The sequence below is a fragment of the Fodinicurvata fenggangensis DSM 21160 genome (genome assembly GCF_000686045.1).
GTDB classification, from domain to species: Bacteria; Pseudomonadota; Alphaproteobacteria; order Kiloniellales; family DSM-21159; genus Fodinicurvata; species Fodinicurvata fenggangensis.
Map to the genome: position 1 here is coordinate 206,676 of NZ_JMLV01000004.1, position 13,708 is coordinate 220,383.

The 13,708-nt window shown below is 63.8% G+C and carries 14 protein-coding genes and 1 tRNA gene; 5 read left to right on the forward strand and 10 right to left on the reverse strand.

The annotated features are described in order from the left end of the window. Positions 1 to 158 precede the first annotated feature (158 nt). Together BP38_RS19755 and BP38_RS21700 are read right to left on the reverse strand one after the other, a co-directional pair. A complete protein-coding gene (locus BP38_RS19755; RefSeq protein ID WP_051609130.1) occupies positions 159 to 1,211 on the reverse strand; it encodes an ABC transporter substrate-binding protein in 1,053 nt (350 codons plus the stop codon). Next, positions 1,208 to 2,605 (reverse strand): YihY family inner membrane protein, encoded by a 1,398-nt coding sequence (locus tag BP38_RS21700; protein ID WP_162175140.1) that lies wholly within the window; start codon positions 2,603 to 2,605, stop codon positions 1,208 to 1,210. Before BP38_RS21700 ends, BP38_RS19755 begins: the two co-directional genes overlap by 4 nt. Positions 2,606 to 2,826: 221 nt before the next feature. On the opposite strand from BP38_RS21700, the gene fabI reads away from it, so the two are divergent. Genes fabI through BP38_RS21705 form a run of 3 tightly spaced genes read left to right on the forward strand, consistent with a single transcriptional unit; the run spans position 2,827 to position 5,297 of the window. Beyond that, positions 2,827 to 3,666, forward strand: a complete 840-nt coding sequence (gene fabI / locus BP38_RS0108565) for an enoyl-ACP reductase FabI (RefSeq protein WP_026987392.1) — start codon at positions 2,827 to 2,829, stop codon at positions 3,664 to 3,666. A gap of 34 nt (positions 3,667 to 3,700) precedes the next feature. Continuing rightward, complete coding sequence (gene aroC, locus BP38_RS0108570) at positions 3,701 to 4,786, forward strand: chorismate synthase (protein ID WP_026987393.1); 1,086 nt, start codon at positions 3,701 to 3,703, stop codon at positions 4,784 to 4,786. Further along, entirely contained in the window at positions 4,779 to 5,297 is a 519-nt protein-coding gene (locus BP38_RS21705) for a GNAT family N-acetyltransferase (RefSeq protein WP_051609132.1), read from the forward strand. Before aroC ends, BP38_RS21705 begins: the two co-directional genes overlap by 8 nt. A gap of 10 nt (positions 5,298 to 5,307) precedes the next feature. Here BP38_RS21705 and BP38_RS0108580 read toward each other — a convergent pair whose 3' ends face one another. The 6 genes from BP38_RS0108580 to BP38_RS19770 all read right to left on the reverse strand — a co-directional run bounded on the left by BP38_RS0108580 (position 5,308) and on the right by BP38_RS19770 (position 9,792). Next, positions 5,308 to 5,676, reverse strand: a complete 369-nt coding sequence (locus BP38_RS0108580) for a response regulator (protein ID WP_026987394.1) — start codon at positions 5,674 to 5,676, stop codon at positions 5,308 to 5,310. Positions 5,677 to 5,861: 185 nt separating this feature from the next. Then, positions 5,862 to 6,728, reverse strand: coding sequence for a S49 family peptidase (locus BP38_RS0108585; RefSeq protein WP_026987395.1), 867 nt, complete (start codon positions 6,726 to 6,728; stop codon positions 5,862 to 5,864). Next, positions 6,729 to 7,679: a histone deacetylase family protein gene (locus tag BP38_RS0108590; protein WP_281174415.1), complete on the reverse strand. Its 951-nt coding sequence runs from the start codon at positions 7,677 to 7,679 to the stop codon at positions 6,729 to 6,731. A gap of 77 nt (positions 7,680 to 7,756) precedes the next feature. Further along, complete coding sequence (locus BP38_RS0108595) at positions 7,757 to 8,689, reverse strand: nitrilase-related carbon-nitrogen hydrolase (RefSeq protein ID WP_026987397.1); 933 nt, start codon at positions 8,687 to 8,689, stop codon at positions 7,757 to 7,759. A 46-nt stretch (positions 8,690 to 8,735) separates the two neighbouring features. Further along, positions 8,736 to 9,518 carry a tRNA1(Val) (adenine(37)-N6)-methyltransferase gene (locus BP38_RS0108600; RefSeq protein ID WP_051609134.1) on the reverse strand — a complete coding sequence of 261 codons (783 nt, stop codon included), beginning with the start codon at positions 9,516 to 9,518 and terminating at the stop codon, positions 8,736 to 8,738. 19 nt (positions 9,519 to 9,537) lie between these two features. Next, on the reverse strand, positions 9,538 to 9,792 hold the full coding sequence (locus BP38_RS19770; RefSeq protein WP_051609135.1) for a putative signal transducing protein: 255 nt from the start codon (positions 9,790 to 9,792) through the stop codon (positions 9,538 to 9,540). Between the two features lie 192 nt (positions 9,793 to 9,984). Between BP38_RS19770 and BP38_RS0108610 the strand changes: the two genes are divergently transcribed. Next, positions 9,985 to 11,010 carry a polyprenyl synthetase family protein gene (locus BP38_RS0108610; protein WP_026987399.1) on the forward strand — a complete coding sequence of 342 codons (1,026 nt, stop codon included), beginning with the start codon at positions 9,985 to 9,987 and terminating at the stop codon, positions 11,008 to 11,010. Positions 11,011 to 11,072: 62 nt separating this feature from the next. On the opposite strand, the gene BP38_RS0108615 is transcribed toward BP38_RS0108610, so the two are convergent. Together BP38_RS0108615 and BP38_RS0108620 are read right to left on the reverse strand one after the other, a co-directional pair. Continuing rightward, positions 11,073 to 11,149, reverse strand: a tRNA-Pro gene (locus BP38_RS0108615). A 147-nt stretch (positions 11,150 to 11,296) separates the two neighbouring features. Then, positions 11,297 to 12,499, reverse strand: coding sequence for an MFS transporter (locus BP38_RS0108620; RefSeq protein ID WP_026987400.1), 1,203 nt, complete (start codon positions 12,497 to 12,499; stop codon positions 11,297 to 11,299). 79 nt (positions 12,500 to 12,578) lie between these two features. Here BP38_RS0108620 and BP38_RS19775 point away from each other — a divergent pair, with 79 nt between their 5' ends. After that, a complete protein-coding gene (locus BP38_RS19775) occupies positions 12,579 to 13,619 on the forward strand; it encodes an AraC family transcriptional regulator (RefSeq protein WP_051609136.1) in 1,041 nt (346 codons plus the stop codon). Positions 13,620 to 13,708: the final 89 nt, after the last annotated feature.

Below are 13,708 nucleotides of genomic sequence, written 5' to 3' on the forward strand. Positions count from 1 at the left end.
ATCCGCCGTGGGCGGTACGGAGTCTGTCCGGTTTTGGTCGATGGCCTGCAGCGGAATGGGGATGGCTTTGACTCGGACGGAGGCGCCGTCTCTCCGAAAGGTGCGTCCAAGGTCTTCCTGCAAGCCGATCTGTACCAGCGCGCAGGACTTCCGAAGATCTAATATTCTGTCTTGTCGTCGCGACTCCCCGGCTGAAGCCCCTCGGGCAGGTTATAGTGCCCTTCGATAAAGGAGAGATCGAGAAAGCTCGAGGGATCAGTGTCGGGGTCCAGCAATCCGGCTGAACGGTACCATTCCACCTGCTGGTAGATGGAGCCTACGTCCAGGCGTCCTTCCGGGTCGACGTAACTGGCACCGGCGCGCAGGGCCTGGGGGGAAGCGTCGATGTAATGCTGGAGCAACTCTGCCAACCTTTCCGAGTTTTCACTGGCGGGCCTATCCTGCCCCCTGCGGTGATGAAAGGCTTCGGCGTAATCCCTGGCCGCCCGAAGGTAGGCTTTCAGGAAGCGGCGCACGGTTTCGGGCTCTTCCTCTGCCAGGTGACGTGATGTGAAAATGCCCCCAAGTTGATAGGGTGTCTCTTCGCTGACCCAACCGATGATACGGCCCGCTTCCTCAGCCTCGAGACGCCTGGCATGCGGCGCCGGCAGGATGGTCGCATCGGCGTCATTGCTGCGAATGGCCTCGATCATCTGGGTGACCCGTTCGCGGGGGATCAGCTCGATCTCAGAAATATCGAAGCCCTTTTCCTGGGCCAGGAGGCCAGCCATCAGATGAAAGCTGGAGCCGATCTGTGTAATGGCCAGACTATGCCCGGGCAGGTCTTCGGGGTGGCGCAGGCCCTTCTTCCAGGCGCTCTTGGACGCGACATAGGCAAGGAACCTGTAACCGGGCTCCTCCCGGCTCTGGGCCGCAATTACCCGCAGGGTATCCTTGGCCGCCAGGTTATAGAAACCGGCGGTGAAGGCGGTCGCGCCGACATCGGCCTGCCGATTGGCCACGGAGATGGCAATGGGCTGGGCGGCATCGAAGAACTGGAAGGTGACCTCCAGGTTCTCGTCCGCGTAATAGCCGAGTTCCTTGGCGAGGAAGAGCGGGGCGCTGGAGGGAAATGCGATGGCCGCGATGCTCAGTTCGTCGGTCTGGGCCTGAGGTTGCAGGGGGACAAGACACAGACAGAGCCACAGCATCAGGGCGCAGGGCCATTTCATTCGGAGGAACTCCCGATATCTTCAGTTCGCTTGCCGGATCCCGGGTTGGGTGGCGTTGCGGACCGTTTTTCCTGTAAGCCGGATTCTTCTTTCTTTTCAGGATCATGCCCGCTCGATAGAAGGCTGTCCAGAGTTTGCGACAAGGGGCCGGCAAGTTCTGTCTGCAGCCCGGCAAGTGCATCCTGTACCAGGGCCGGCCAGTCCTCACGATTGCGCGGGGTCAGGTCCAGGTGATCGGCCAGCTCGCCCAGCGTCACGGTTGAAAGGTCGCGCCCCAGGGCCTGGGTCCCGTCCGAGGTGGCCACCACCAGGCCGGCGTCGCGCAGGCGTTCGACAACCTCTCCAGCTTCCGTCGGTGTGGCCGGCAAGCCGGCCGCCAGCATCCTCTGTTTCAGTGGTCGGCCACGTCGATGGGCGTTGCGCAGGCGCTCCAGCAGGGCCAGGGCAAGCACCACGCGATTGATGGGGGCTTCCTCGAGATGCCCGTGCCGGATAACCGCGCGCCACTCCGGAAGGGCGGCGGCCAATTGGGCTCCCAGCAGGATGACCACCCAGGCCAGGAACATCCAGATGAGAAAAATGGGCAATACCGAGAGTGCACCATAGACGGCCTGGTAGGAGGGCACCTGGCCCACATAGAGGCCAAGACCGTATTTCAGGATCTCCAGCAGTATGGCCGCCAGCAGTCCGCCGGCAAAGCCCGCCGTCGGGCTGACCGGCCGGTTCGGTACCAGGATGTAGAAACTGGCGCAGCCAAGCATGGCCAGCAGGATGGCGAAAACGCGCGAAAGCACCATCGAGGTCGCTTCCAGCGCACCGGAGCTGTGTACCGTGGCAAAGGCATAGCTGGTGATCGACAGCGAGGCGCCCAGCAGGATGGGCCCCAGCGTCAAGAGCGCCCAATAAACGAGAAAGCGAAGAACCAGGGGACGTTCCTGACGGACCCGCCAGATGGTGTTGATCGCACTGTTGATGTTGGAGAGCAGCAGCAGGGCCGTAACCCCCAAACCGATGACCCCGGGGGCTGTCAACTTTGACGCATTCCTGAGAAAGGAATCGAGATGCTCGTTGGCGCGTGCGGCCTGGTCCGGGGGAATGGCCTGGAACAGCATTTCGCGCAGGCTGTCACGGGCTTCGTCAAAGGCCGGGAAGGCTGCCAGCAACCCCAGGGCTATCGCCAGCAGCGGAACAAGCGCCAGCAGGGAAGAGTAGCTGAGACCGGCGGCCATCTGCAGGCAGCGATCCTGCCCGAAGCGGAGAAAGAGATAGCGGACGAAGAAATAGATCTGGCGCAAGGAGATCAGCCTGATCCGCGTCCAGAGGTGCATCAGGCGCGAGGGCCGATGCGGCCTGTCCGTCACGCTGTCCTGTGGGCTTTTGCGCGTGGTTTCCAAATCGTCGTTTCCCGTCATGGATCAAGAGACTAGCACGAATATCTCATGCGACCATCCGGCATGGCGTGCGCAATGGTAAAGGCCGTGTGCAAACTGCGTCTCGCGACTGTGGACGCCTTTGACGTGCCGGACCATTGGTGTAGGATGCGCGCTAGAATCCCGAGATTACAGTCGCGGCCGCCAATCACGCCGGGGTCGTCGACGGCAGAGCGAGATCAAGCATGAACAACACGACGACGCTGATGTCCGGCAAACGCGGCCTGATCATGGGTGTGGCCAATGATCGCTCGATTGCCTGGGGGATTGCCCAGGCACTGGCGGCCCAGGGTGCGGAACTGGCCTTCACCTATCAGGGAGACGCGCTGGAGAAGCGCGTGCGCCCCCTGGCCGAATCCCTGGGCAGTTCGCTGGTGATGTCCTGTGATGTCAGCGACGATGCTTCCATCGACGCCACCTTCGAGGAGCTGGGCGAGAGCTGGGACAGCCTGGACTTTGTCGTCCATGCCATCGCCTGGGCCAATCGCGACGAGTTGAAGGGGCTGTATCTCAACACCACGCGTGACAACTTTGTGCGCTGCATGGATATCTCCTGCTATTCCTTCACGGCCGTGGCGCAGCGGGCCGTGCCCATGATGCGCGAGGGCGGCAGCCTTCTGACCCTCAGCTACTATGGCGCCGAGCGTGTCATGCCGCACTACAACGTCATGGGTGTCGCCAAGGCGGGACTGGAAGCCTCGGTGCGCTACATGTCCGCGGACCTGGGTGGGGACAACATTCGCGTGAATGCGATCTCGGCCGGTCCGATCCGCACGCTGGCCGCCTCGGGGATCGGGGATTTCCGCTATATCCTGAAGTGGAACGAGTACAACTCGCCCCTGCGTCGGAACGTGACCCTGGACCAGGTCGGCAGTTCCGCACTCTACCTGCTTTCCGACCTGGCCTCGGGTGTGACCGGGGAGGTGCATCACGTGGATTCCGGCTATCATACCGTCGGCATGATGGCCGTCGATGCGGCACCGCAGCTGCGTGAGCTGCTTGAAGGCTTCAAGAACGAGCCATGATGACTCCGCGCCGCGCGCCGGGAAGGTAGATGCCATGCCAGGGAACAGCTTTGGCCAAGCCTTTCGTTTCACGACCTGGGGGGAAAGCCACGGACCGGCCATCGGCTGCGTGATCGATGGCGTGCCGCCGCGCATCCCTCTTTCGGAAGCGGATATACAGCCATTCCTGGACCGGCGCCGTCCCGGACAGTCCCGCTACACCACCCAGCGCCAGGAGAGTGACGAAGTCCGGATCGTCTCCGGTGTCTTCGAGGGCGAGACCACGGGCACGCCGCTTGCGCTGGTGATCGAGAACCAGGACCAGCGTTCCAAGGACTACGGCGATATCAAGGACAAGTTCCGTCCGGGGCATGCCGACTATACCTATTGGCAGAAGTACGGCATTCGCGACTACCGCGGCGGCGGACGCTCCAGCGCGCGCGAGACGGCCATGCGGGTGGCCGCCGGTGCCGTGGCCAGGCGCGTCCTGGCCCATCTTCTGGGCGAGGAGCAAGTCGCCATTCGCGGCGCCCTGGTGCAGATGGGCGCGGACAGCGTCGACCGCCTGCGCTGGGACTGGGCCGAGGTGGATCGCAATGCCTTCTTCGGACCCGACGCTGCCATGGCCGAGATCTGGGCGGCGCGCCTGGACGAAGCGCGCAAGAACGGATCGTCCCTGGGGGCTGTGGTCGAGGTGGTGGCCCAGGGCCTGCCGGCCGGCCTGGGCGAGCCGGTCTATGACAAGCTGGATGCCGACCTGGCCAAGGCCATGATGTCGATCAACGCCGTCAAGGGCGTGGAGATCGGCGAAGGCTTCGCGGCCGCGGCCCTGAACGGCGAAGAGAATGCCGACGAACTGCGCATGGAGGATGACGAGGTCGCCTTCCTCTCCAACAAGGCGGGCGGTGTCCTGGGAGGACTTTCCACCGGCCAGGACCTGGTCGTGCGCTTTGCCGTGAAACCCACCTCCTCGATCCTTTCGCCACGGCGCACCGTGGATCGCTTCGGGCAGGAAACCGAGATCGTTACAAAGGGCCGGCACGATCCCTGTGTGGGCATCCGGGCCGTGCCGGTGGGCGAGGCCATGATGGCGCTGGTCCTGGCCGATCACCTTCTGCGCCATCGAGGCCAGATTGGCTGATCACGTCATCCGGGCGGCCGAGGCCGAGGATGCCGGACGCCTGGCGCGTCTGCTCCAGGAAACCTATGCTTTCTATGGAGAGAAACCGCCGGTTCCCGAGGATATCCTGATCCAGCGACTGCAGCGCTACCTGGGGGCCAATCCCGGTTTCGAGGCGCTGCTTGCCGAGCAGGATGGACGGGAGCTGGGATACGCCATCTATGCACCGGTCTTCTGGACCAGCGATTGCCAGCTTTCACTGTTCCTGAAGGAACTCTATCTGATCGAGGACGCGCGTCGTCGCGGCGTCGGGCGCGACCTGATGGTGGAACTGGCCTCCATCGCGCTGGAGCGCGGCTGGACTCGCATGATCTGGACCGTCGACCGGCACAACCACAAGGCCCGGCGCTTCTATGACTCCCTGCAGGGAACCCAGGCGATCGACAAGGTGGTCTATCTTCAGAGCGAGAGCGTGATGAGGCGCCTGGCCACCTCCGGCGGCTCGCGATTCTCCTACAGTTTCCGGATCTGAAGCCTGGCTGTCATTCCGACAGCATCGCCTGGACCTTCTCCAGAAAGGCCGAGGGCCGGAAGGGCTTTTCCAGGATATCATCGGCGCCCATCGCCTGGGCTGCGGGCAGGAAGTTCTGGCTGATCGCCCGGCCGCCGCCCGAAATGGCGAGAATCTTAAGGCTCGGGTTTGCGGCACGTACGTTGCGGACAACCTCGATCCCGTCGGCGTTGGGCATCATGAGATCCGTTACGACCAGGTCGAGATTTTGCAGGAGCTCGGTATCTTCGCTGCGGCGTCCGTCTGCGGAGGTGGTTACGCTGTGCCCATCCTTTTCCAGTACCTCGGCCATCAGGCGCAGGAGCGCTTCCTCGTCATCCAGAAGCAGAATACGTGCCATGAAGTTGCGTCTTCCTCTTTTTTGATCCGGCGCAGAGCTACAGCCCGCCACAAGGACAAAACAAGGGTAAAGGAAAGGTTAAGGCGCCAGTTTCCGAAGACTGTGTCCTGTCAGCCACTACAATCCACGTGCTGTGCGTGCCGTGCCAAACCATATCTCGATTTGCGGGAACCGGGGCCCTGAATCTAGAGTCCGTAGCGGGCCCAGAGCGCGCGTGTCTCGGCGGCGTCCAGCAGGCCATGGGCGAGATCGGCCGTACCCGGAAGGCCACCGGCCTGTGCCTTGAGGCGGCGGCGCAGCCAGGAGTCCTGCTGCTGGAAGCCGCGCAGGCGCACCTTGTCCCCGAAGCGCTTGCGCAGTTCGCTGCGTGCTTCGGCGATGCCGTCCACCAGGCCCAGTTCCACGGCACGGCGCCCGGTCCAGAAGGCGCCGGTGAAGAGCTCGTCCTCGGATGCCTTGAGACGGCCGACGCGCTGGCGGCGGACCTCGCTCTTGAAGCTTTCATGCAGCTCGTTGAGGATGCCCTTCAGGTGCTCCATGTCCTCGCTTTTCCGGGGCTCGAAGGGGTCCAGCATGTTCTTGTTGCTGCCGGCCGTCTGGACGCGCCGCTCCACACCGATCTTCTGGATCAGCTCCGTAAAGCCGAAGCCCTGGGAGGCCACGCCGATGGAGCCGACGATGGAACTTTCGTTGACATAGATCTGATCGGCCGCACAGGCCAGCCAGTATCCACCCGAGGCGGCTGCGTCCTCCACGAAGGCCAGGACGGGCACCTTCTTTTCCTGCGACAGGTCGCGGATGCGCTGGGCGATCAGGGCCGACTGAACGGGTGAGCCGCCGGGGGAGTTGATGATCAGCGCCACGGCCTGGAGCCTCTTGAGAGAAAAGGTCTTCTCCAGTGTCGGAGCCAGGCTTTCCAGGGTCATGCCGCTGCGCATGGGGCCCACGGCGCCGATCACGCCGCGCAGGCGTATCACCCCGACCAGCGGCGGGGGATTCTGTACAGCCTTGATGGGGATGTACTTGCGCAGGTCTTTCGGCAGGAAGTTCATTCAGGCGGCCTCCTCGAAGCCGGTCAGCAGATTCACGGTGTTGATGCCGATTTCCTCGACGGCATAGCCCCCTTCCATGATGAAGAGGGTTGGGCGGTTCAGGCCAGCCAGGGCACGGCCGATCTTGAAGTAGTCATCGCTTTCAAGCTTGAAGCCGGATATGGGGTCGTCCTTGAAAGTGTCCACCCCCAGCGAGATGACCAGGACGTCGGGCGCATAGTCCCGCAACCGGCCCAGAGCCTGGTTGAAGGCCTCCTGCCAGACCTCGAAACCGCTGCCCCAGGGCAGGGGCCAGTTGGCATTGAAGCCTTCGCCAGCGCCGCTGCCGGTCTCGTCGGCATGTCCCAGGAAGAAGGGGAAGTTCTCGTGCGGATCCCCATGGACCGAGGCGAAGAAGACGTCGTTGCGATCATAGAAGATCGACTGCGTCCCGTTGCCATGATGGTAATCCACGTCGAAGACGGCCACCCGCTCGGCCCCGCCGTCGCGCAGTGCCTGGGCCGCGATGGCGGCGTTGTTGAGGAAGCAGTAGCCGCCATAGTAGTTGGCCGCCGCATGGTGACCCGGCGGCCGGCAGAGCGAGAAGACGGCCCGGTGGCCTTCGCGAACCAGCCGTTCCTGGCCACTGAGCGCGACATCGGCCGAGCCTTTCACGGCCTGCCAGGTGCCGGCCGTGATCGGGGTGCCGGCGTCGAAGGAGTAGTAGCTGAGACGTCCCATGATGGACTGCGGCACCAGATCGCGCAGGCCTCGCACCGACCAGGCTAGCGGCAGGGCATCGTGCGTGCGCCCGTCGGCCGACCATTCGGCCCAGGCGCCCTGCAGGAAGTCCACATAGTCGCGATCATGGACACGGGTCAGCGCCTCCAGCGGCCAGTCCTCCGGCGCTTCCACGGGGCCAAGGGCGCGCTGTTTCACCTGATCCAGGACCAAATCGGCACGCTTCGGCATCTCGTAACAGGGCTTCAACTGCCCGTCGACCAGCTCGGACTGTCCGTGCTGAAGGCGGTGGGTGTCGCTGTAGATCGTCAGGATGGCTCTGTCTCCTCGGATAGCTCGATGTGACGGGCCGACCAGGGGCCGGGCCAGACCTCAGCGCCCTTCCGGCGCAACGCGCGCAGGCGTTCTATCGGAATATCGACGCTCAGAACAGGGCCTTCATCGTCGCAACTGTCCAGGCCCGGCAGGGACCCGCCGTCGCCATCGTCGCCCAGCTCCGGCTCGCAGGGCAGGAAGAGCGCCGCACCTGCATGATAGCCATCGCGTGGCCGGCCGGTCGCTGCGGCCCCGATCACGCCCACGGCGGCCACGGCCGTCATGGATTCAATGGCCCGGGCCCGGGCGCAGTGGAAGACGCGGTGATAGCCGGAGGGACGGCTGGTCTGCGAGGGCACCAGGATCAGGTCGGGCTGCAGGGCCGAGACCTGGCCGGCCAGGTCGGGCAGTTCGCAATCCAGGCAGATCAGGATGACGATACGCAAGCCGCGCCAGTGAATGAGCTTCAGTTGCCGGCCGGGGGAGAGCAACCAGTCGTCGGGGTCCTGCTCCGCCGGTGTCAGGCAGAGCTTGTCCTGGCCGATCCGGCGCCCGTCGGGCAGGCAGAGCCAGGCACGATTGACGAAGGGAACCGTCCCGTGAGCGGCCTGTTGATCCTTTACGGGCATGCTGCCGGCCAGCAGCGCGATGTCATGCTCCTGCGCCAGTGCGCCGGCCATCTCTACGGCGGTTTCGGCCTGTTCCGCCATCCAGGGGATCTCGCCGGTGGCCGGCAGGTCGGCGGGGGCAAAGGACAGCCATTGCTCGCAGGCATACTCGGGCAGGACCAGCAAAGCGCTCCCTTCCGCCTTGGCTTGCCTGATCTTATTTGTGAGTTGCACCTGCCAAGCGTCCAGAGAGGCAAGCGGTTGCGCCAGGTTCACGACCCAGAGGGCCGTGCGCAGGCTGTCAGGGCTGTTGGACATGCAGGTTCCCTTCATTCGTTTGCCCGGTGTTTTCCGGATAGGCCGTTCAGTCCAGGGAAAGCGGCCGGGCCTGGCGCAGGATAGCTTCGGCTTCAGGCGTGAAGTGCTGTCCCGCGCCATGGAGATTGAGGCCGGGCAACAGCCGTGTGGGCGCGCGGCTGCCCTTGCGCGCGCGCAGAAGGACGCGTCGTGCGGCCTGGTCCCGGCGCGGCCAGAGCGGGAAGACGACGATGTCCCCGGCCCTGTGCTGCAGGGCTGCCAGCAGTTCGTGCAGCCGGTCGGCGCGATGGATCATGCTGAGATACCCGCCGGGACGCAGGCAGTGAAGGGCGGCCGTGATCCAGTCCTGGAGGTCGCCTTCACTTTCCTGGTTGGCCCGGCGCTTGCCGGAGTCCGGTGAGGGCGTTGCCTGGCCATTGGCCAGGTAGGGCGGATTGGTCATCACCAGGTCGAAGCCGTCATGGTCGCCCGCTTCCCGTGTCAGTCCGTTCCGCCAGGCAATCGTGAAACGGTCCTGGGTGTCGTTCAGGGCTGCGTTTTCCCTGGCCAGTGCGGCCAGTTCGGGCTGAAACTCCCAGCCGGTCACATGACAGTCGGGGACACGGGCCAGCAGGCAGAGGGCTGCTGCCCCGGCCCCGCAGCCCAGGTCCAGGATCGATTGCTTTTCCTGTGCCGGCGTGGCTGCGGCCAGGAAGACGGGGTCGATGGCCACGCGATAACTGGCCACGGGCTGGCGCAGGCATATCCGTCCGTCCAGCAGGCGGTTTTCCGTCGTCTCGCCGGCCTGTGATTGCGTGCTGTCGGATGGAATGGACTGGATGAGTGTCATGGCGCTCGTTCCGAACGGTTCACTCCCGGGAGGAGTTGTCTTCCTGTCCGGCGGGGTCTTCATAATTTGGAGCCGCGTCCGCCTCCGCCAGAAGCGTGCAGGCCTGCTCGTAGTCCTCGTCTATGACCATCAGGCGCCGGGTGATGGCCACGACCGAACCTTCCAGAACCGAGGCATGGTTGTCGAAGGTGACCGCCTCGATGCCGGCATCGGCAAGGTAGGCCTGGACCCAGGACAGGCGGACCAGGTCGTTGGTACGTAACAGTTCGCGCACAGATCACCTCTCAAATTCGGCCACGCCCGGCGTGTGGCTTTGTATCAACCTTCGGCCTTCGGTTCCGCTTGACCGAGACTCGTCACGGCCTATTGTGCGGGGCCGAGAGCCCCGTGGTCCGGACCAAAGATACACTGCGCGATCCTGCGGGCCAGCGCAACCACGGGCCAGCGCAAGCATGGGAGATGGCGAATGGCCGGCAGGGCCGATCCGAATCAGATCCAACAGGACAAGAAGCAGGCAGGACTGGACTCCCTGCTGGACCTGGTGGGCGACGACATGACGCGCGTCAACGAGATCATCCTGGAGAACATGCAGTCCCCGGTCAGCCTGATCCCGCAGTTGGCCGGACACATCATCGCCGCCGGCGGCAAGCGTCTGCGCCCCTTGCTGGTGCTGGCTTCGGCCAGGCTCTGCGGCGCCGAGGGCGAGCGCCAGATGGCCCTGGCGGCCTGTGTCGAGTTCATTCACACCGCCACCCTGCTGCATGACGACGTGGTGGACGAAAGCGACCTGCGCCGAGGCCAGGCTTCCGCCAAGGCGGTCTGGGGCAACCAGGCCTCGGTCCTTGTGGGCGACTTCCTCTTCAGCCGCTCCTTCCAGCTGATGGTGGCGGACGGTTCGCTGAAGGTCCTCAAGCTGCTGTCGGACACGGCGGCCACGCTGGCCGAGGGCGAGGTGCACCAGTTGATGACGGCCAACGACACCGAGACGAACGAAGACGCCTATCTCGACGTGGTGCGCGCCAAGACGGCCTCGCTCTTCGCGGCCTCCTGCCAGGTGGGCGCCCAGGTGGCCGAGCGGCCCGAGGGGGAAGAAGACGCGCTGCGCCGTTTCGGTGGCGCACTGGGCATGGCCTTCCAGTTGGTGGACGATATCCTGGACTATACGGCCGAGGTGGACCCCAAGCTGGGCAAGGCCGTGGGCGACGATTTCCGAGAGGGCAAGATCACACTGCCCGTCATCCTGGCCTTCCAGCGCGGCGACGAGAGCGAACGCACCTTCTGGCGCCGTTGCCTGGAGGAGCAGGACCTGCGTGAGGGCGACCTGGAGGAGGCGCTCGAGCTTCTGGTGCGCCACAACGCCCTGGAGGACGCCAAGACGCGGGCCTTTGCCTATGCCGAGGAGGCGCGTGCCGCAATGGAGATCTTCCCAGAAAGCGAGATCAGGAGCGCGCTTCTGGAAAGCGTCGATTTCTGCGTGGAACGGCTGTACTGAGCCAGGAGACCTGAGCACAAAAAAGCCTGTCTGGAATGACAGGCTTTTCGTCCTGGATTTTCTGGTCGGGGAGAGAGGATTTGAACCTCCGGCCCCCACGTCCCGAACGTGGTGCTCTACCAGGCTGAGCTACTCCCCGGATGCGGGCGGGTTATAGCCCTTCGCCGCGCGCGATGCAATGGACAACCTGCAGAGTTTATCGAGTCTTCTTGGGGCAGTCGGGGCCGGACCCGCACCGGTGAAACGGTGCGGGTCCGACAGCTGGGAAGTGGCCTGGGTCTATGTGTCAGGCCTCTGCCGTGACCACCGGGACTTCGACCCGGGTCAGGATCATGACTGTTGCCAGAAGCAGGACAGCTCCGCTTGCGAGGAAAACGTTGACCACGCCACTGCTGTCGACGATCAGTCCACCGGCGGCCGCGCCAGTGGCGATGGCGAAGTTTATGGCGGCCACGAAGAGACCTGTTCCGCTTTCGGTCTCATCAGGGATGGCCCGCGTTATCCATGTCGACCAGGCGACGGGGACGGTTCCGAAGGCCAGGCCCCAGAGAGCGACCATGCCGGTATCCGCAACAAGGTTGCCACCGAACAGCGAAAGCGCGAATCCCAGAGTCCCCATGACCAGCGGCATCAGGGTGAGCGTCAGCCGCATGGAGCGTTCCAGCAGGAAGGCCCCCAGGTAGTTGCCGATAAAGGTGGCGATCCCGAAGGCCAACAGGATGCCCGATATCGCGGTTGGTCCAACCAGGGTGACCGTTTCCAGGAAAGGCCGTATGTAGGTGAAGAAGGCGAAATGGCCGGTAAAGACCAGGAGGATGGCGATCATCGCCAGGCCGACGGTGCGCCGGGCCAGGACCTCGAACATCGTGGACAACCGAGACTGTCCTCGGGGCGGCAAGGCAGGCAGGGTTGCGAACTGTACGAGGAAAACCAGAAACGCCAGGCCGGCCGCCGTCAGGAAAACGTTTCGCCAGCCCACGAGATCGCCGAGATAACTGCCCATCGGGGCGGCAAAGATGGTGGCCGCCGAAACGCCGGACATCATGATGGACAAGGCCTTTGGCACGTGCCGGTCCGGGACCAGTCTCATGATCGTGGCTGCAGACATGGTCCAGAAGCCACCTAGCGCCATACCCAGCAGGATCCGTCCTGTGAGCAGCAGTGGCAGGTTGGGTGCCGCGGCCACCAGCAGGTTTGACAGGATGAGAAGCACCGTGAAACCGAGAAGGACAAGACGCCGGTCGATGCGCCGCGTCACGCTGCTCACGAACAGACTGGTGACGAGTGCGATCGCGGCCGTGGCCGTGACCGCCTGTCCCGCCATCCCCTCCGTTACGCCGAGCTCCATTGCCATGGGTGTCAGCAAGCTGGCGGGCAGGAACTCCGCTCCGACCAGGCCGAACACGCCAAGGCCCATGGACACCACGGCGCCCCAGGCCGGCCTTGCCTGGCTTACGCTCCTTGATTCTACACTCAATTCATCGTCCATTTGAAGAAATCCCCTCATTGGTGAGTTGATTTCCTCAAATGGGTGGCGAGCTCGGACGATCCATGTCACATTGTCTGGAATGTTTGACCGAAACTCCGAAAATCGTGGACGCGTTGCCGAACATGATCCTGTCAGCGAACTTCTGATGGGGATGCGTCTGCGTGGCGCGAGTTATGGAAAATTGTGTTTCGATCCACCTTTCGGTATCCGGTTTCCCGCCTCTGCCGAAGCGCGCTTCCACTTTATCGCGGCGGGCACTGTCCATCTGCAGATCCGCGAGGGGAAAACGCATACCCTGGCTTGCGGCGACGCGGTCCTGTTGCCCCGTGGCGAGGCTCATTCGCTTGTTTCGGAGCCGGGAGTTCCGGCTTTGCCCGTGGACAGCTTCGAGACGACGCCGCTTTGCGGTGACGTTTGTGCGCTTGGAAAGTCCTCCGAGGAGACATGTCTCAGTAAACAGGTCCTGATCTTTACAGGACGCATGGAGTTCGATCTCGATACCCTTCATCCCCTCATCGGTCTGATGCCGCTGGTCATGTCGGTGAGCGAATTGCTGGACCGGCAGCCGGAAATCCTTCCTCTCTTGGAAGCGATGGAACGCGAGATGACGGCGGAGCGTGCGGGCTATGCCGGCATCCTGGCGCGGCTTGCCGATGTGGTTGCGGCGAGTATCGTGCGCGGCTGGGTGGAATGCGGGTGTGGTGATGCGACGGGCTGGATCGAGGCGTTGCGCAATCCGCGACTGGGCCGCGTGATCGCCGCTCTTCATCGTGATCCTGGTCGAAACTGGACCGTAGGGGAACTGGCTTCGGAGATGGGGAGTTCCCGCTCCGTCTTCGCCGAACGCTTCACGGCCGCCACGGGAACCACGCCGCTGCGGTACCTGGCGGCCTTGCGCATGCGTTTGGCGGCCCAATGGATCAGGCGAGATGATATGGCGATTGACGCGGTTGCGAAACGCCTTGGTTACGGTTCCCAGGCTGCATTCGCCCGTGCCTTCAAGCGGATCATGGGATATCCGCCAGGCAAGATTCGGCAGAAGATGCTGCGGGAAAAACTGGCTGCTCCTCCCTCCACTGCAGATATGGCACTGCATGAGAGCGCTGCGGATCGGGGATAGAGGCTGCCCGCCTTTACACTCTATTGAAGCGAAGCTCTCGGATGCAGGATTGAGCGGGCTCGAACCGAGGGCTGTGCCAATCCCAAGCG